The organism is Bradyrhizobium genosp. L (assembly GCF_015624485.1).
GTDB lineage: Bacteria > Pseudomonadota > Alphaproteobacteria > Rhizobiales > Xanthobacteraceae > Bradyrhizobium.
On the sequence record NZ_CP061378.1, the window covers coordinates 2,218,608 to 2,236,975 of the forward strand.

At 65.2% G+C, this 18,368-nt stretch carries 16 protein-coding genes; 6 read left to right on the top strand and 10 right to left on the bottom strand.

Translation table 11 applies throughout. The annotated features are described in order from the left end of the window. Positions 1 to 556: 556 nt before the first annotated feature. Genes IC762_RS10315 through IC762_RS10325 form a run of 3 tightly spaced genes read left to right on the top strand, consistent with a single transcriptional unit; the run spans position 557 to position 4,499 of the window. Complete coding sequence (locus tag IC762_RS10315) at positions 557 to 2,332, top strand: ABC transporter permease (RefSeq protein WP_246801509.1); 1,776 nt, start codon at positions 557 to 559, stop codon at positions 2,330 to 2,332. A gap of 24 nt (positions 2,333 to 2,356) precedes the next feature. Beyond that, positions 2,357 to 3,382: an extracellular solute-binding protein gene (locus IC762_RS10320; protein WP_246801511.1), complete on the top strand. Its 1,026-nt coding sequence runs from the start codon at positions 2,357 to 2,359 to the stop codon at positions 3,380 to 3,382. Between the two features lie 13 nt (positions 3,383 to 3,395). Beyond that, positions 3,396 to 4,499, top strand: a complete 1,104-nt coding sequence (locus tag IC762_RS10325; protein ID WP_195788691.1) for an ABC transporter ATP-binding protein — start codon at positions 3,396 to 3,398, stop codon at positions 4,497 to 4,499. 17 nt (positions 4,500 to 4,516) lie between these two features. Here IC762_RS10325 and IC762_RS10330 read toward each other — a convergent pair whose 3' ends face one another. From IC762_RS10330 to IC762_RS10355, 6 genes are all read right to left on the bottom strand, one after another. Continuing rightward, a complete protein-coding gene (locus IC762_RS10330) occupies positions 4,517 to 5,296 on the bottom strand; it encodes an ABC transporter ATP-binding protein (RefSeq protein WP_195788692.1) in 780 nt (259 codons plus the stop codon). Then, positions 5,284 to 6,339 (bottom strand): dihydrodipicolinate synthase family protein, encoded by a 1,056-nt coding sequence (locus IC762_RS10335; RefSeq protein ID WP_195788693.1) that lies wholly within the window; start codon positions 6,337 to 6,339, stop codon positions 5,284 to 5,286. Before IC762_RS10335 ends, IC762_RS10330 begins: the two co-directional genes overlap by 13 nt. An 8-nt stretch (positions 6,340 to 6,347) precedes the next feature. Beyond that, positions 6,348 to 7,169 (bottom strand): GNAT family N-acetyltransferase, encoded by an 822-nt coding sequence (locus IC762_RS10340; protein WP_195788694.1) that lies wholly within the window; start codon positions 7,167 to 7,169, stop codon positions 6,348 to 6,350. Then, a complete protein-coding gene (locus IC762_RS10345) occupies positions 7,156 to 8,193 on the bottom strand; it encodes an NAD-dependent epimerase/dehydratase family protein (RefSeq protein ID WP_195788695.1) in 1,038 nt (345 codons plus the stop codon). Before IC762_RS10345 ends, IC762_RS10340 begins: the two co-directional genes overlap by 14 nt. Before the next feature lie 12 nt (positions 8,194 to 8,205). Further along, the gene (locus IC762_RS10350) at positions 8,206 to 8,976 is read right to left on the bottom strand and encodes an ABC transporter permease (RefSeq protein WP_195788696.1); all 771 of its coding nucleotides are present in this window, start codon (positions 8,974 to 8,976) and stop codon (positions 8,206 to 8,208) included. A gap of 279 nt (positions 8,977 to 9,255) precedes the next feature. Continuing rightward, positions 9,256 to 9,903 (bottom strand): TetR/AcrR family transcriptional regulator, encoded by a 648-nt coding sequence (locus IC762_RS10355; protein ID WP_195788697.1) that lies wholly within the window; start codon positions 9,901 to 9,903, stop codon positions 9,256 to 9,258. A 100-nt stretch (positions 9,904 to 10,003) separates the two neighbouring features. Between IC762_RS10355 and IC762_RS10360 the strand changes: the two genes are divergently transcribed. The 3 genes from IC762_RS10360 to IC762_RS10370 all read left to right on the top strand — a co-directional run bounded on the left by IC762_RS10360 (position 10,004) and on the right by IC762_RS10370 (position 14,928). Next, positions 10,004 to 11,008 carry an ABC transporter substrate-binding protein gene (locus IC762_RS10360; RefSeq protein ID WP_195788698.1) on the top strand — a complete coding sequence of 335 codons (1,005 nt, stop codon included), beginning with the start codon at positions 10,004 to 10,006 and terminating at the stop codon, positions 11,006 to 11,008. 131 nt (positions 11,009 to 11,139) lie between these two features. After that, complete coding sequence (locus tag IC762_RS10365) at positions 11,140 to 12,960, top strand: flavin-containing monooxygenase (protein WP_195788699.1); 1,821 nt, start codon at positions 11,140 to 11,142, stop codon at positions 12,958 to 12,960. Between the two features lie 33 nt (positions 12,961 to 12,993). After that, on the top strand, positions 12,994 to 14,928 hold the full coding sequence (locus IC762_RS10370; protein WP_195788700.1) for an alkyl/aryl-sulfatase: 1,935 nt from the start codon (positions 12,994 to 12,996) through the stop codon (positions 14,926 to 14,928). Positions 14,929 to 15,047: 119 nt separating this feature from the next. Here the strand turns inward: IC762_RS10370 and IC762_RS10375 are convergent, their stop codons facing one another. The 4 genes from IC762_RS10375 to IC762_RS10390 are packed head-to-tail and all read right to left on the bottom strand — an operon-like array spanning position 15,048 to position 18,359. Then, positions 15,048 to 15,752, bottom strand: coding sequence for an ABC transporter ATP-binding protein (locus IC762_RS10375; RefSeq protein ID WP_195788701.1), 705 nt, complete (start codon positions 15,750 to 15,752; stop codon positions 15,048 to 15,050). Further along, the gene (locus IC762_RS10380; protein WP_195788702.1) at positions 15,745 to 16,494 is read right to left on the bottom strand and encodes an ABC transporter ATP-binding protein; all 750 of its coding nucleotides are present in this window, start codon (positions 16,492 to 16,494) and stop codon (positions 15,745 to 15,747) included. The genes IC762_RS10375 and IC762_RS10380 overlap by 8 nt, the downstream gene beginning before the upstream one ends. A gap of 9 nt (positions 16,495 to 16,503) precedes the next feature. Beyond that, entirely contained in the window at positions 16,504 to 17,490 is a 987-nt protein-coding gene (locus IC762_RS10385; RefSeq protein ID WP_195788703.1) for a branched-chain amino acid ABC transporter permease, read from the bottom strand. Beyond that, positions 17,490 to 18,359, bottom strand: coding sequence for a branched-chain amino acid ABC transporter permease (locus IC762_RS10390; RefSeq protein WP_195788704.1), 870 nt, complete (start codon positions 18,357 to 18,359; stop codon positions 17,490 to 17,492). Before IC762_RS10390 ends, IC762_RS10385 begins: the two co-directional genes overlap by 1 nt. Positions 18,360 to 18,368: the final 9 nt, after the last annotated feature.

The following is an 18,368-nucleotide window of genomic DNA, read 5'->3' on the forward strand; positions in this document are numbered from 1 at the left end:
CCAGTCTCGCCGGGGCGAGCACGTATAAGCCGTAACCCATCGCGCAGGGAAAGCCGGGTTGTTCCCGGTTACACCTGTGGTCCTACTCCCGTGCTTTTTGTTGCACGGGACCCATGGGTGCAATCGGCACCCGGCTTTCCCTGCGCCCTCTGTTCTCAGAGCGGCGGAACGAACAGCAAGACTCGGGCAATTCATGTCGCGAGAATACGAACATATGTCCCCGATACCGCAACATATTCAGTGTCGTCCCGGCGCAGGCCGGGACCCATAACCACCGAAGGTCATTATTGCGCGACGCTGGGGCCACAGCTCACTTCGACGACTCCACCCTGTGGTAACGGGTCCCGGCCTGCGCCGGGACGACGATGTGGTGAGAGCCGTGCGCAAGACCCCGCGTTGTCCTGGCCTTCGCCAGGACGACAACGGATCTGGTCGTCGGCGTGTCACACAACCGCACGCGGGCGACTTTCGGATAGCTTGCTTCATCGTCGCGATCGATTACCCTTGGTATACAAGCTGGCCGCCACGTCAGAATGGGCGGCAAAGGGGAAGCGCATTGCACGGACAGGCCGACCGGCGCAGCGAGGTTATCCGTGGCGCCAGCGATGGCGTGCGTCGCCGTGCGTTCACCGGCCTCTGGGTTGCCTCGCTGCTGGTGATCCTGGCGTTCCTGGTCGTCTATCCCGTCATCATGCTGCTGCTCGGCGCGCTCACCGATACCAATCCGGTGGTCGACGGCCTGACGCGCAGCCTGAGCCACCTCTCGGTCGCGAACTTCCTCACCGTGCTCGCCAATCCCAATGTCGGCGATGCCCTGCTCAACACGCTGCTCGCCTGCGGCGGAGGGACTGCGATCGCGGTCGCGATCGGGCTGTTGTTCTCATGGATCGTCGTGCGCACCAACACGCCGTTCAAGGGCTTCATCGCCGCCGCCAGCATCCTGCCGCTGTTCGCCCCGCCGCTGGTGGCGGGCGTGGCCTGGGCGATCCTCGGCTCACCGAAGACCGGGCTGATCAACACGGTGTTCAAGTGGATGGGCTCCGACTTCCGCGTCGATCTCTATTCGATGTGGGGCCTGGTGTTCGTGTTCGGCATCTACTACGCGCCCTACGTCTACATGTTCACCTCGTCCGCGCTACGCAACATGGACCCGAGCCTGGAGGAGGCCGCGGAGATTTCCGGCGCCAGCGCGTTCGCGACCCTGTTCACGGTGACGTTCCCGCTGATCATGCCGGCGATCGTCTCGGGCATGCTGCTGTCGTTCATCGTGATGCTCGGCATCTACGGCATCCCCGCGGTGCTGGGCGCGCCGACCAACATCAACGTGCTCACCACCTATATCTTCAAGCTCACCAACTGGTCGCCGCCGCTCTACAACACCGCGGCCGCGGTCGCGATCCTGCTGATGGTGGTGACGGGGCTCCTGGTCTATCTGCAACAGCGGGTGCTGAGCGGGCGCAGCTACACGACGGTCGCCGGCAAGGCGTTCCGTCCGCGCAGCCTCGATCTCGGGCCGTGGCGCTGGCTCACCTTCGCGCTCGGCGTGGTCTATCTCCTCGTCGTCGTGGTGCTGCCGTCGCTGGCGATGATCGTGGCGGCGTTCCGAAAATTCATGTTCATCCGCGACGTCGCCAGCCTGTTCGACATGCGGCAATATTCGCTGATGCATTTCCAGAGCATTTTCGACAACCCGCTGACACTGAAGTCGATCTACAACGCCCTCGAGGTCGGCATCATCACGGCCGTTGTCGGCGGCGCGCTGGCGTTTGCGATCGGCTACACCATCCATCGCACCCGCGTCCCCGGACGCCGCACCATCGATTTGATCTCGACCGTGCCGGTCGCCATTCCCGGGCTCGTGGTCGGCGTCGCCTATCTCTGGGCCTGGATCGGCGTGCCCGGCGGGCTCTACGGCACGATCTGGATCCTGGCGCTCGCCTTCATCGCGCGCTTCATGCCCGACACCGTGAAGGCGCTGTCGACCTCGTTCCTGCAGATCCATCGAGAGCTCGAGGAGGCCGCCTGGGTCTGCGGCAGGGGTATGCTCTCGACCATCATGACGATCGTGCTGCCGCTGGCGCGGCCGGGTGTGCTGGCGTCGATGACGCTGCTGTTTGTGCTGGCGATCCGCGAGCTCGGCTCGTCGCTGTTCCTTTACACCAGCAACACCATGGTGATGTCGGTGTTGCTGCTCGACTATTACGAGGGCGGCAATGTCGGCAAGACCGCCGCCTTCAGCCTGGTGCAGACCGTGCTGCTCGGCGTCCTGATCGGCGGCGCCAACTGGCTGTCGCGCGGCGCCGCGCAGCGCAACGTGGCGCGGACCGGATAACAACAAGCGAGGGGAGGATTGACGATGGATAGACGAACCTTCACCAGATTGGCCTTGGCGAGTGCTGCGACAGTCGCGTTGGCGCCGCGCGCGCGGGCCGACGAGTTCGGCTCGCCCGAGCTCGTCGCCGCGGCCAAGGCCGAAGGCAAGCTCGTCTTCTACACCGCGAACTATGCCGAGATCGAGCAGCAGGTGATCAAGGCCTTCAACAAGCGCTTTCCCGGCATCGAGGTCGAGATGGTCCGCGCCCCCGGCGGCCAGCTCATCACGCGGGTGAAGACCGAGGCCGCCGCCGGCAAGCTGATCGCCGACATCGTCGATCATTCCGACCGCGCGCTGATGCAGCCGCTGGAAGATCTGTTCCAGGACTATGCGCCGCCGAACGCGGCCGACTACAGCAAGGACGCGCTGATCTCGCCAAAGTTCTGGCCGCGCGCGACGATCGCCTGGTCGATCGCCTACAACACCGAACTGGTGAAGAACCCGCCGAAGAGCTGGATGGACCTGACCAAGCCGGAATACGACAAGCTGACCGGCCAGGTGTTCGCACAGTCCGGCGGCACCACCTGGACCCGGATCATGTTCGAGCGCCAGGTGCTCGGCGAGGACTACTGGGCCAAGCAGGCCGCGACCCATCCGGTGCTCTATCCCTCGGGCGCGCCGATGGCCGACGCGCTGGTCCGTGGCGAGATCGCAATGGGCCCGCTGCTCTACAACGTGATCTACCAGAAGCAGAAGGACGGTGCGCCGATCGAGATCTTCTTTCCGCCGGAGGGATCGCCGGTCAATCCTTACGCCACCGGCATTCCCAAGACCGCCGCGCATCCGAACGCGGCCAAGCTGTTCCTGAACTGGTGCCTGTCCAAGGAAGGCCAGGGGTTCATGATCAAGGAGTTCGGCAACCTCACGTCGCTGAAGGAGCCGCCGGCGTTTCCGGTGGGCTTCGATCCCAAGACGGTCAAGCTCTGGTATCCGAATTTCGACCAGTACGTGAAGCTGCACGCGGCATGGGTCGCGGACTGGGACAAGACGTTCGGCTATCGGCAGTAGGGGCGGTGCGGGAATGACGGCGACGCTCGAGGTCACCGAGCTCAGAAAACAGTTTGCGATCGGCCGCCCGGCGATCGACGGTGTCAGCTTCACGGTGCCGGCCGGCGAGATCGTGGTGCTGCTCGGCCCTTCCGGCTGCGGCAAGACCACGACCTTGCGCTGCGTCGCCGGGCTGGAGCATCCGACCGGCGGCGAGATCGCGATCGCCGGTCGCGTGGTGTCGCAGCCTTCGCGTGGCATTCTGGTGCCGCCGCGTGCGCGCAATCTCGGCATGGTGTTCCAGTCCTATGCGGTGTGGCCGCACATGACGGTGCGGCAGAACGTGGTCTATCCGTTGAAGCACCGCAAGATCAGCCGCACGGACGCCGGTCGCATGGTGGAGGAGGCGCTCGCGCTGGTCGGGCTATCCGAATATGGCGACCGTCCGGTGGTTGCGCTGTCGGGTGGCCAGATGCAGCGCGTCGCGCTGGCGCGCAGCATGGTGTACCGGCCGCAATTGCTGCTGCTCGATGAGCCGCTGTCGAATCTCGACGCCAAATTGCGGTTGCGGCTGCGCGACGATCTCCGCGTCATCCTCAAGCAGACCGGCATGACCGCACTCTACGTCACCCATGACCAGGCCGAGGCGGTCGTGCTCGGCGACCGCATCGGCGTGATGCGCGACGGCAAGCTGTTGCAGATGGACACGCCCGACGCGATCTACAATCGCCCGGCGGATCTGTTCGTCGCCAATTTCACCGGCGCCACCAACGAGCTCGCCGGTACGCTGGTGGCGTGCAACGGCGATTATGGCGTGGTCGATTTCGGCGATGGCCGTCAAGGCGAGGTCGCGCTGTTCCATGCGCTTGCGCCCGACGAGAAGGTGCGCGTCGCGCTGCGACCGGAGAACATCGCGATCGGCGGGAGCGATGGCGCCAACACCTTCGCGGCAAAGGTGGTGGACCGCCGCTATCAGGGCACCCAGACCGCCTATGGCATCGAGCTGTTCGGCAAACGGCTGGAGGCGGTCGAACTCGGCACCGCCGCGCGCCACCAGGTCGGCGTCGAGGTCCCGGTCTCGCTGCCGCGCGAATGCCTGTGGGCCTATCGCGACAGCGGGTCGGTGTCGCATGAATAGGGCATGATCCGGACTTGCTAGGTACTCAATCCCAGGCGCGCATAGATTCGCCGCGCATAGGCACCGAACGCGTCAGTGGTCTTGATCGGCAAGTCGCGCGGAAAGGGCAGCTCGATCGGGAAGTACTCGGCCATCCTGGCCGGACCCGCCGTCAGCACGGCGCAATGCGAGGCCAGGAATACGGCCTCCTGGATCGAGTGGGTGACGAAGATGATGGTCTTGCCGCTCTCGCGCCAGATCCGCAGCATCTCAAGATTCATCTGCTCGCGGGTCAGTGCATCCAGCGCGCCGAACGGCTCGTCCATCAGGATCAGCTTCGGATCATGGACGAAGGCGCGCGCAATCGCCGTGCGCTGCTGCATGCCGCCGGAGAGCTGCTGCGGATATTTGTCCTCATAGCCGGCGAGCCCGACCAGCCTGAGCAGGTCGCGCGCACGCTCCCGCGCCGCCTTCATCGGCAGGCCGACGATCTCGGCGGGCAGCAGCACGTTGTCGAGGATGGTGCGCCACTTCAGCAGCAGCGCCTGCTGGAACACCATGCCGATGTCGCGCGCGGGATTGAACGGCGTGGTGGCGTTGCCGATCTTCACCGTGCCGCCATCGGCAGCGTGCAGGCCGGCCAAAATCTTCAGCACCGTGGTCTTGCCGCAGCCGGACGGGCCAACCAGCGACACCAGCTCGCCTTCCTGCACGTCCATCGTGACGTCGGACACCGCGAGGAATTCGGCGCCTTTGGACCGGTAGACCTTGCGGACGTTGCGCAGGCTGATGAAGGGCTCGCCCGTCATGCCAGCCATTTCTGCAAATTCTCGGCGACGAACGCGTCGTCCGAGAGATCGGCATGCGCGCGGCAGACGCGGTCGATCTCGGCCATCTGGCCGGGGCTGAGGCCCTCATTGGGATCGAGACACCAGATTCCCTGCATCAACCCCTGGCGGCGGAGGATCTCGTGACAGCCGGCGATACAGCCGTGGAAATTGTTGGCGACGTCGAAGAGGGCGCTGTTGCAATCGGTGACGCGGGCGTCGAGCGCAAGCAGGTCGGCCGGCACGGTCTCCTTGTGGCGGGCCGCCTTGCACATCTCGAACTGCCTGATCGCGCTCGCGGTCCACACCGACCAGTGGCCGAGCAGGCCGCCCTTGAAATAGGTCCGCGTGGTGACGCCGTTGTCGCGCAGGTCGAACGGAAGGGTGAGGTCGAGCAGGATATGGTCGTCATTGCCGGTATAAAGCGCGACGCGGTCGAGCGCGCCGGCCGCCGCGACGCCGCGCAGCACGTCGAGCGTGCGATAGCGGTTGAACGGCGCGATCTTGATCGCGATGACGTTATCGATTGCGGCAAAGCGCCGCCAGAAATCGGCACTGAGGATCACGCCGCCGACCGCCGGCTGCAGATAGAAGCCGACCAGCGGAATCTCCCGCGCCACCGACACGCAATGCGCGATGATCTCGTCCTCGGACGCCGATTTCATCGCGGCGAGACTGAGCAGGCCGGCGTGATAGCCGATGCCGCGGGCGATCTTCGCCTCGGCAACGGCCTGGCTGGTCGGGCCGGCGAGGCCCGCGACCATCGCGAGCGGTCGTTTCGTCCATGCGGTGGCCGTTTCGGTGGCCAATTCCAGCACCGGCTTGTACAGGCCGACGTCGCGGATCGCGAACTGGGTGGTGTGGACACCGACGGCGAGACCGCCGGAACCGGCGTCGATGTAGTAGCGCGTCAGCGCGCGCTGATGCTTCGCGTCAAGCCGGCGGTTGGCATCGAGCGCCAGCGGATGCGCGGGCAGCACGGTGCCGTCGGCGATCAGCTTGCGTATCTCGGGCTTGATCTCGCTATGGTGCATGGCGTGTCCTATCCAAATTCCGGGCCGGCGACGGCGAAGGGCAATTCCGCGCCCGGTGCGGTCCGCGGGCCGAACCGCATCCGCTGGAACGGTCGCTCGATGGTCCAGCCCGCCGCGGTCAGGCCTCTGACGAAGTCGGCCTGCGACTGCACGGCATCGACGATCAGCGGTCGCGTCTCTGACCCTGCGATCGCGTCGACCAGCGCCAGCGCGCTCGCGGCGTTGTCGGCGTACAACGGGCCGATATGGCGCGCGACGCGGCCGTCGCGAACCAACGCGATGACACCACCATCGGAAGCGAGACGCGATCGGGGGCGATCGCAGAACTCGTGCAGCAGCGCGTCGCGCGCAAAGCCGTACGCGGCGCGGTCGCGCGCGATCAATTCATTCGGACTTCCCGCCCTCACTTCCGCACGCGGGGCTTGCGAAGGATTGATCAGGCGAAGCCGCCGCAACTCGAACGTCGGCGTGAAGCCGAGCGGTCCGTACACGGCAGCCCCGGCCGGCGTCGCGTCGAGCCACGTCGTCAGGTCCAGCCTGCGCGCAGCCGCGAGGCAGGCATCGACCAGTCGGGTCGCGAGGCCGCGCCGTTGCCGGCTTGCGGTTACCAGCACCATGCTGATCCATGCGTTGCCGTCGGAATACGGCAACAGCGCTGCGGTCGCGATCAGGTGGTCACCGTCACGGATGCCGAACACGATGCCGTGCTCAAGGAAAAAGCGCCAGTCGGCCTCGTTCTGGTTCCAATGCGCCTCGGTCGACAGCAGCAGTGCCGCCGGCGCGTCATCGATCCCGAGCTCGACGATCGCCGGCCCGTCAGTAACGGCCATCGCGCACCTCGTATTTGGTGGGCTTGCCGAGGCTCGGCATCGACCGCGCCACCCAGTCGGCAGTCCACGTAATGAGCTGATCGGTGTCGACGATCGGCAGGCCGAACAGTTTGAGCGCTTGCGACGTGTTGGTGAGCCACGCGGTCGGCTCCTCCTTGCCCACGATCAGCGGCGCGCGGCCGAAGCGCTGGCCGAATTTAGCAGCGAGGTCGCGCACCGCGAGGATCTCGTGGCCGCTGACATTGATCGGCGAGGTCGGCGTGTCGCAATGCGCGAGACAGCGCAGCGCCTGCGCGGCCGCGTCGCCCTGCCAGATGAAATTGACATGGCCAAGGCTGACATCGATCGGTTTGCCGGTCAGCACCTTGGAGGCGATGTCATGCAGCACGCCGTAGCGCATGTCGATCGCATAATTGAGCCGGAACAGACGGCCGGGCGTGGAGAATTTGCGGGAGAAATATTCGAACATCCGCTCGCGCCCGACGCACGACTGCGCGTATTCGCCGGGCGGGTTCGGCGCCATGCCCTCGTCGGAGCCTTTGCCGTCGGTCGGCACGAAGGGATAGACGCAGCCGGTCGAGAACGCGACGATTCTGGACTTGGTAAAGGCCTGCGCGACGAGGGCCGGCACATGGGCATTCATCGCCCAGGTCAGCGACAGATCGCCCTCGGCGCCGAACTTGCGGCCGGCCATGAAGATGACATTGGGGCTCTTCGGCAGTGCCTCGATCGCGACCGCGTCCAGCAGGTCGCAGTTGATGGTCTCGATGCCGCGCGCCTCGAGCCAGCCCTTGACGCTCGCGTCGCTGAAGCGCGCGACGCCGATCACGCGACGATCGGGCAGCGCGCGCTTGGCGAGGGCCGCCAGGGTCGGGCCCATCTTGCCGGCGACGCCGAGGATCATGATGTCGCCGTCGACCTTGCCGAGATCGTCGATCAGCGCCTGGCTCGGCCGGCACAGCAATTCGTCGAGCGCTGCGATATCGGGGATCGCATCAGGAAGGGTGTCGCGGCTGAGCAGCATGACTTGTCCTTGTTATTGCAGCCTGACGTCGCGGACCACGAACAGCCGTTCGAGGCCGAGCACGAGGCCGTAGAGGGCGACGCCGAGCAAAGTGAGCAGCACCACGGCCATCACCATCGCCGGCGTATCGAGCGAGGACTGCACCTGGATCATCAAATAACCGAGCCCGCGCTCGGAGGCGATGAACTCACCGACGATGGCGCCGGCCACGGCGAGGATCGCGCCGACCTTCATCCCGGAGAACACGTAAGGCAGCGAGCCCGGCAGCTGGATCTTCCGGAACAGCGTCCAGCGCGAGCCGCGCAGCGACTTGACGAGATCGAGCAGATCGGGCTCGACCTCGCTCAAGCCCCGCGCGGTGGTCAAAAGAATCGGGAAGAAGCAGATCGAGAACGCGATCAGGATATTCGGCAGGATGCCGTAGCTGAACCAGACGATGAACAGCGGTCCCAGCGCGACCTTCGGGATCATGTTGAGGGTGACGAACAGCGGCAGCAGCACCACGCTGACCAGCGGCGCCCAGCTGAACACCACGGCCAGCGCGACACCGACCAGCGCGCCGAGACAGAAGCCGCCGAGGATTTCGGCCGCCGTCACCAGCAGGTTCGGCAGCCAGGCGTATTTGGCGGCGCCCAATGTGGCGATGGTCGCGAGCGGAGAGGGCAGGATGAACTTCGGGATATGGAAGGCATCGACGGCGACCTGCCAGAGCAGGATCACGGCGAGATGAACGATCAGGATGATCGCGATCGTTCGGGTCGATCGTCCGCCGTCGGTGGACACCTGGATACTCCGTGGCTGCGCCTGTTCCGTCGGCGCCGAGCGAGGCTAGCTCGGCCTGCGGCAACTTTCAACCATCTGGTTGATTATTGTAGGTTGCTCCAAAGTCGCGGTGTCGTCCCTGCGAAAGCAGGGACCCATAACCACGAGGAGGCGTTGTTCCAAGGACTGCGGCCCCAACAGTGCAAACCAACTCCCATTCGTGGTTATGGGTCCCGGCTCAAGGCCGGGACGACAGCGAGCATGTGGCGCGGCCTTCGACTACATCTACGCCGTAATGGACTACGGCCGCAGCGATTGCATCACGAGGTCGACGACGTGCTTGCGTCGCGCGCGCTTCGCGACGGCGCTGGAGAGGTCCTTGCCGAAGATCGCCGACAGCGTCGGGGTGTTGGAGAAGAAGAAATAGCTCAGGCCGGCGATCGAGATATAGAGGTGCACGGGGTTGACGCCCTTGCGGAAGGTTCCGGCGCGGACGCCCTCGGCCAGGATCGTCGAGACCATGCTGACCAGCGGCGAATGCATCGCCTCGAGCTTGCGGGAGCCGCGCACATGGCGCGCGCCGCCGCGGTTCTCGTCGTTCAGCAGCACGATGAAATCTGGATGGGCGTCGAGATGGTCGAACGAGGCCTCGATCAGCGTCTTGATCGCCTTCTCGGGCGGCAGGCCCTCGAGATTGAGCTTGCGCTCCTGGGCCCGGATCTCCTCATAGACCCATTCGAGCACGGCGAGGTAGAGCGCGTCCTTGTCGCCGAAATAGTGGTAGACAAGCTGCTTGTTGACGCCGGCGCGGGCCGCGATCTCGTCGACCCGGGCGCCGGCCAGGCCATTCCGCGCGAACTCGCGCCGCGCGGCCGTCAGGAGCTTCCGTTGCGTCGCGGCAGGGTCGCGCCGCTGCGGCCTTGTGTCGTCCGTTCTCTTCCGGGGCATTTCCAACCAGACAGTTGACAACGCGTGTCGTCCTCTGTTGCATTGGTAGCGTCGGGGACGCGCAACGACAAGGCCCGCCTCGCGATATGAGGAGCTGATCATGAGGGGTTTGAGAGCCGCGGCTGCCGCGATCGCGCTGGCGATGACGGCGGGGCCGTGCGTCGCCGGCGAGGCGGTCAATCTGATCCTGAACTGGACGCCGACCGCGGACCATTCGCCGTTCTACTACGCCAAGGCGCAGGGCTGGTACGAGAAGGCCGGCATCGATCTCACCATCGAAGTCGGCAAGGGCTCCGGCGTCTCGGCCCTGAAGGTCGGCTCCGGCGGCTCGCCGTTCGGCATCGCCGATCTCGCGACCATGCTGGTGGCCAAGAGCAAGGGCGCGGACGACGTGGCGCTGATGAGCATCTACGCCAACACCGGCCAGACCTTCTACTGGCTGAAGAGCTACGGCGTGAACGGGCCGAAGGATTTTGCCGGCCACAGGATCGGCAACCCGCCCGGCGATGCCTCGCGGGTGATGTGGCCGGCCTTCGCGAAGGCCGCCGGCCTTGCGCCTGATTCCGTGACCTTCGTGAATGTCGGTCCGACCGCCAAGATCGCGGCGCTGAAGAGCCATACCGTCGACATCATCAGCGACTTCTACAATGAGCACGATCTCAAGGTGATCGAGTTCGGCAGCGACCTCGGTTACCTCAACTGGAAGGACATCGGCCTCAACCCCTACGGCAACTCGCTGATCGTCAACGGCGCCTACCTGGCCAAGAACCCGAAGCTGGTCGAGGAGTTCGTGCGGATCACGCAGAAGGCCTATGCCGCCTGCGTTGCCGACGCCGCGCCGTGCCTGAAGGCGCTGCTCGATCAGGTCTCCGGGCTCGACAAGGAGAACCAGCAGCGGCAGTGGGAGCGGATCAAATATCTGATGACCGACGAGTTCACCACCTCCAAGGCGCTCGGCTGGATCGATGGCGAGCGGATGAAGAAGGATTACGAGCTGGTGCAGACCTATCTCGGCATGGAAAAACCGTTCGACGTCACCACGGCGTTCTCGACCAAGATGCTCGACGGCAGCATCAAGATGGATGCGAGCAAGGTGAAGAAGTGACCGGTTGACCGCATCGGTTGGCAATCCTGATCGCGAGGATGCGCGGACCGCCTGGATTTGCTAATCGTGTCGATGTCGGCTTAGCTGCCGTCGACCAACGATAAGAGAATCCTTCAGCGAGGCGCCCACCGATGACGATGACCGACCAGTCCCGGGACGCGAAGCCTGTCGCGATCGACAAGGAGCGGCTGCGTCAGAAATATCTCGCGGAACGAAATAAGCGGCTGCGCGCCGACGGCAACGACCAGTATCTCCAGATCAAGGGCCAGCTGGCGCATTATCTCGACGATCCCTACACGCCGGTCACGGCGCGGGCGCCGAAGACCGACCATGTCAGCTTCGCCTTCATCGGCGGCGGCTTCGCCGGGCTTGCTACCGCCGCGCGGCTGACGGAGGTGGGCATCAAGGATGTCCGCATCGTCGAGAAGGGCGGCGATTTCGGCGGCACCTGGTACTGGAATCGCTATCCCGGCGCGCAGTGCGACACGGCCTCGATGGTCTACATGCCGCTGCTGGAGGAGACCGGCCACATGCCGTCGGAGAAATACGCGCATGCGCCGGAGATCCTGGCGCATTGCCAGCGCATCGGCAAACATTTCGGCCTCTACGGCAACGCGGTGTTTCATACCGAAGTGACGAGCCTCGACTGGGACGAGGCGCAGTCGCGCTGGATGATCCGCACCACCAGGGGCGACGCCTTCACCGCACAATATGTCGGCATCGGTACCGGACCGCTGCATGTGCCGAAACTGCCCGGCATTGCCGGCATCGAGAATTTCAAAGGGCACTCGTTCCACACCAGCCGCTGGGATTACGACTACACCGGAGACGATCCCCGGGGCGCGCCGATGGACAGACTGGCCGACAAGCGGATCGGCATCATCGGCACCGGCGCGACCTCGGTGCAGTGCATTCCCCATTTGGCGCGCGCGGCCAAGGAGCTCTACGTGTTTCAGCGCACGCCGTCTTCGGTCGATGTGCGCGCCAATGCACCGATCGATCCCAGCTGGTTCGCCGACATCGCAACGCCCGGCTGGCAGCTGCGCTGGTTGGAGAATTTCACCGCCAATCAGGCTGGCGGCTCGGCCGAGGAAGACCTGGTGCAGGACGGCTGGACCGATCTGTCGAAGCGGATCCGCGCCAAGGTGATGCTGCTGCCGCGCGAGCAGCGGACCGTGGAGAACATGCGGGCGGCCTTCGAGGATTCCGACTTCGAGAAGATGGAAGAAATCCGCAACCGCGTCGACGGCATCGTTCGCGATCGCGAGACGGCCGGGAAACTCAAGGCGTGGTACGGCCAGCTCTGCAAGCGGCCGTGTTTCCACGATGCGTATCTTCAGGCGTTCAACACGCCCGGTACACATCTGGTCGACACCGATGGCAAGGGCGTCGAAGAGATCACCGCGAACGGAATTGTCGTCGCGGGGAAGGAATATCCGCTCGACTGCATCATCTACGCTTCGGGCTTCGAGGTCGGCACCGAATACAAGCGCCGCGCCGGGTTCGACCTGACCGGCCGCGGCGGCGTCAAGCTGTCGGACTATTGGTCCGAGGGCATGCGCACCAAGCACGGCATCCATGTGCATGGATTCCCCAACGTGTTCTTCGTGCAACCGACGCAGGGCGCCAATTTGATCTCCAACGTGCCGCACAATCTGACCGAGGCCGCGCGAACCATCGCGCTGCTGGTCGGCCACGCGCAGGCCAACGGCTTCAAGGAAATCGAGGTTGCCAAGGAGGCCGAGGATCGCTGGGTCGAATTGCTGCTCACCAGCGTCGGCCGCATGATCGGCGGCCCCGATTGCACGCCGGGCTACTACAACAATGAGGGACGGGAGCCGGGTCCGGCCGCGCGGCTCAACGTCGGCTATCCCGCGGGCGCCTCCGCCTACTTCAAATATATCGACGGCTGGCGCCGCAGCGGCCAGTTCGAAGGCGTGCAGTTTCGCTGAGCGCAGCGACCCGTTGCGTGAGGGAGAAAAGCGATGACAAGCAGCGACATGTCACATCAGGCGCCGAAGCCAGCGTCCCCGTCGGTGACCGCCCGGCACCAGGCCACGCTGCAGGCGCTGCCGTTCTCCGACACGCGTGATTTCGACGACGCCGCGCGCGGCTTCCTCGGCACCATCGAGAACGCGAAGATCAGCTCCGCGCAGGGCCGGACGGTCTGGAGCCTCGAGCCTTACGGCTTCTTGTCGGAGGAGACCGCGCCGCCGACGGTCGATCCCAGCCTGTGGCGGCAGTCGCGGCTCAACATGCATCATGGCCTGTTCGAGGTAGTGCCGGCCGTCTACCAGGTGCGCGGGCTCGACATCGCCAACATGACGCTGATCGAAGGCGACACGGGTGTCATCGTGGTCGACACGCTGACCTCGATCGAGGGCGCGCGGGCCGCAATGGAGCTGTACTTCGAGCATCGCGGCAGGAAGCCGGTCGTCGCCGTGATCTTCTCCCACACCCACACCGACCATTGGGGCGGCGCGCGCGGCGTGGTCGATGACGCGATGCTGGCGGCCGGCGTGCCGGTCATCGCGCCGAACTTCTTCATGGAGCACGCGGTCTCGGAGAACATCATCGCAGGGCCCGCGATGCTGCGTCGCGCGCAGTACCAGTTCGGCCCGTTCCTCGCCAAGGGCGTGCGTGGCCACGTCGATTGCGGGCTCGGCAAGACCATGGCGGCCGGCGGCGTGGCGCTGTTGCGGCCGACCGATCTGATCGTCGCGACCGGCGACGTCAGGGTGATCGACGGCGTCGAATTCGAATTCCAGATGGCGCCGAACAGCGAGGCGCCGGCGGAGATGCATTTCTTCATCCCGCGCTACAGGCTGTTGAACCTCGCGGAGAACTGCACGCACAACTTCCACAATCTGCTGCCGTTCCGCGGCGCCGACGTCCGTGATGCGCTGGCCTGGTCGAAATATCTCGGCGAAGCCCTGCAGATGTGGGGCGGCAGGGCCGAGGCGATGTGCGGCCAGCATCACTGGCCGGTGTGGGGCAGGGAGCGGATCGATACCATGATCCGCCAGCAGCGCGACCTCTACAAATACGCGCATGACCAGACCATTCGGCTGATGAACCACGGGCTCAACGCCGCTGAGATCGCCGAGGCGATCCGGCTGCCGCAGAGCCTCGAGGGCGCCTGGCACGGCCGCGGCTATTACGGCCATATCCGGCACAATGTGAAGGCGATCTACCAGAAATATCTCGGCTGGTACGACGCCAATCCGGTCAACCTCGATCCATTGCCGCCGGTCGAGGCCGGGAAAAAGTATGTCGAGTACATGGGCGGGGCGGATGCGATCCTGAAGCGGGCTACTGCGGATTTCGCCAAGGGCGAATTCCGCTTCGTGGCGCAGGCGCTGAGCCATCTGGTGTTTGCCGAGCCTGACAACCAGGCGGTGCGCGCGTTGCTGGCCGATACGTTCGAGCAGCTCGGCTACGCCTCGGAAAGCTCGACCTGGCGCAACGCCTATCTGTTCGGCGCCCAGGAGTTGCGACAGGGCATGCCGAAGACGCCGCCGCGCTCCCCGATGCCGCGCGAGACGCTGGCTGCGCTGCGCACCGAGCAGCTCTGGGACGTGCTCGGCATCCGCCTCAATGGCCCCAAGGCCGAAGGCGAGCGCATCGTGCTGAACTGGAATTTTACCGATACCGGCGAAAGCTTCATCCTCAATCTGGAGAACTCGGCGCTGACCTATGTGAAGGGCGCGCAGGCTTCCGATGCGCAGGCCGGCTTTACGCTCGCGCGCGGCGTGCTCGATGAAGTCATCGCCAAGCTGACCACGTTTCCGGAGGCGGTCGCTGCAGGCAAGATCAAGGTGACCGGCGACCCGATGCAGCTCGCGGAGCTGATGGCGCTGATGGATGAATTCCCGCGGATGTTCGAGATCGTCGAGCCGAAGCGGGCGGTGGTGACCTGAAGGACGTAGGGTGGGCAAAGGCGCGAGCGCCGTGCCCACCATCCACGACGTGCTCGTGAGGGTGGGCACGCTGCGCTTTGCCCACCCTACGGCCTTAGGATGACGGGGGACTGGCGGCCTCAAATCCCCAGATACGCCGCCTGCACCTGCTTGTTGTCGGCGAGTTCGGCGCTCGAGCCCTGCATGATGACATTGCCGCTTTCGAGCACATAGGCGCGCTGCACCAGCGACAGCGCGCGGCTGACATTCTGCTCGACCAGGAGGATCGCGGTGCCCATCTTGTGGATCTCGCCGATCTTCTCGAAGGTCACGTCGGTCATGACGGGCGCGAGCCCTAGCGAGGGCTCGTCGAGCATCAAGAGCCGCGGCTTCAGCATCAGGCCGCGGCCGACCGCGACCATCTGCTGCTCGCCGCCGCTCATGGTGCCGGCGAGTTGCTTCCTGCGGTCGGCGAGGCGGGGGAAGATGCTGTAGACCAGCTCCATCGTGCGCGCGCGGTCCGCCTTGGCCTTCGGCGTGTAGGCGCCGATCTCGAGGTTCTCCTGCACGGACATTTCGGGAAAGACCTGCCGCCCTTCCGGGACGTGCGCGATGCCGAGCTCCGGGATGCGGTAGGGCGGCAGCGCGGCCAGATCGACGCCGTCGAACGTGACCCTGCCGGCGAACAGTTTGACCAGCCCGGAGACGGCGCGCAGCGTCGTGCTCTTGCCGGCGCCGTTGGCCCCCAGCAGGCCGACGGCTTCACCTTCGGCAATGGAGATGCTGACATCGGTGATGGCCGGCACCGCGCCGTAGCTGGCGCTGACGCGGGAGAGCTCAAGCATGTGCGTCTCCCTGGGCCGGCGGATGCACGTAGGAGCCGAGATAGGCGCGGATCACTTCCGGGTTCTCCACGATCTCCTTCGGCGCGCCCTCGGCGATCTTCTGACCGTGATCGAGCACCACGATGTGGCGTGCCACCGCCATGATCGCGCGCATCACGTGCTCGACGATCACGATGGTGAGGCCGCTGGCGGAGAGCTTCTTCACCAACGCCACCGCCTGGTCGATCTCGGCCGGGTTGAGCCCGGCCATCACCTCGTCGAGCAGCAGGATCCTTGGCTGCGTCGCCAGCGCGCGGGCCATCTCCAGCCGACGCTGGTCGATGGTGGTGAGGTCTTTTGCCCGCGTCTGCTCCCTGGCGCCGAGGCCGACGAATTCGATCGCCTCGCGCGCCTTCTTTTGCGCGGCGGCGATGTGGCGGTCGCGCAGGAAGGCGCCGGTCATCACGTTGTCCAACACCGTCATCGCGCCGAACGGCTTTGCCACCTGGAAGGTGCGCGCCATGCCGAGCGCGCAGACATCGTGCGGCTTGAGGCCGACGACTTCCTGGCCGAAGGCCAGCACCGAGCCGGAGTCGGGACGATGAAATCCGGTGATCAGATGAAAGCTTGTGGTCTTGCCGGCGCCGTTCGGCCCGATCAGCGCCACCGTCTCGTTCTCCTGCACCGTGAAGCTGACGTCCTGCACGGCGCGCAGGCCGCCGAAGCGCTTGCTGAGACCCTTGATGACCAATGCTTCAGCCATCGCCGTCCCTCAGGCGCGTGCCGGCTGGCGCCGGGTGGTGCGGTGATAGACGTCGGTGGCAAAGCCGATCAGCCCGGTCGGCCGCCACAGGATCACGGCCATCAGGATCAGGCTGTACACGGTCAGCTGGATGCCGCCGACCGAACTGCCGAGCCAGCTCTGCAGCAGCGCCGAGGTGGTCTCCAGCAGCACAGTGCCGATCACCGGTCCCCACAGCGTGCCGATGCCGCCGACGATCGAGACCAGCGCGGCCTCGATCGAGACGTTGAAGCTAAAGGCGGTCGCGGGATCGATGAAGTAGATGTATTGCGTATAGAAGGTGCCGGCGAGCGCGGTCAGGAAGGCGCTGATCAGATAGATGTCGCGCTTGATCTTCGGTGCGTTGACGCCGATCGCCTCCGCCGCGTCCTCGTCCTCGCCGATCGCGACGAGGTAGTAGCCCATCCAGGATTTCTCGATCAGATGGGTGATCCACAGCCCCACGACCAGCAGGCCGAGCACCACGTAATAGTACGACGACTTCTCCTCGAACTGCATCATCAGCGGCGCGCTGCCGAGGTTCGGGATCGTGGTGCCCTCGGCGCCCCAGGCGAAGTCGCGGAATTTGAGGAAGATCAGCATCAGCACCTGCGCGGTCGCGATGGTCGCGATGGTGAAATACGGGCCGCGCAGGCGGAAGCAGAGCCAGCCGATCGGCAGGCTCGCCAGCATCGCCACCACGCCGCCGGCGATCATGCCGATCCAGGGCGAGATGCCGTAGTTCACCTGCATGATCGTGGAGGTGTAGGCACCGAGCCCGAAATAGGCGGCGTGTCCGAGCGAGAGTTGCTTGGCGTAGCCGCCCATCAGGTTCCAGGCGACGCCGATGAAGGAGAACAGCAGGATGCGGATGAAGATGTCGATCGCAAACGATGAGGTGACGAAGTGGGGCAAAGCGAGCATGACGAGGCCCGCCAGCGCAAGCCACAGCCATTTCATCTTGGCGAGCGTTTCCATCAGCGGCCCCTCCTGGCACCGAGGCCGCTTGGCCTGAAGGCCAGCGTCAGCAGCAGCAGCGCAAACACCACGATCAGGCCGGAATCGGCGCCGACGAACTGGATGCCGAGCGATTCCGCGACCCCCATCATCAGGCTCGCGACCAGCGCGCCGATCACATTTCCCAGCGTGCCCATCACCACGGCGACGAACGCCATCAGCACGAACACCTGACCGACGAACGGATAGGCCGAATAGAACGGCATCAGCAACGAGCCGGCCGCGCCTGCGAGCGCCAGCGCGGTGCCGAAGGCGACCGCGAACACCCGGTTGGGATTGATCCCCATCAGCATCGCAACGTCGCGGTTCTGCGACGCCGCGCGCATCGCCTTGCCGAGATCGGTGGTGTGCAGGAACACCCAGAGCAGGCCGCTCAGCGCCATCGCGACGCCGAAGGCGATCAGTTTCGCCACCGGAATATAGAGCCCGCCGAAATGCAGCGCCTCATCCGAATAGGAGGTGTGCACGGTGCGATAGTTCGCGGTGAAGAACATCAGCGAGAGGTTCAGCAGCAGCAGCGACAGCGCAAAGGTCAGGAAGATCTGCGGCATGTCGTTCGGCCCGAGCACCCGGCGGATCAGGAAATGCTGGATCAGGACGCCGGCCAGGAACAGCACCGGCATCGAGACGACCAGCGAAACCAGCGGATCGATGCCGAACTGGGTGGCGAGGAAGAACGAGATGTACATCCCGATCATCACGAATTCGCCCTGGGCGAAGTTGACGATCTTGACCACGCCGAAGATCAGCGTGACGCCGATGCTGACAAGCGCGTAGATGCCGCCGATGAGCAGGCCGTTGATGACGGCCTGGGCCAGTGTCTCCCACATGCGAGGCGA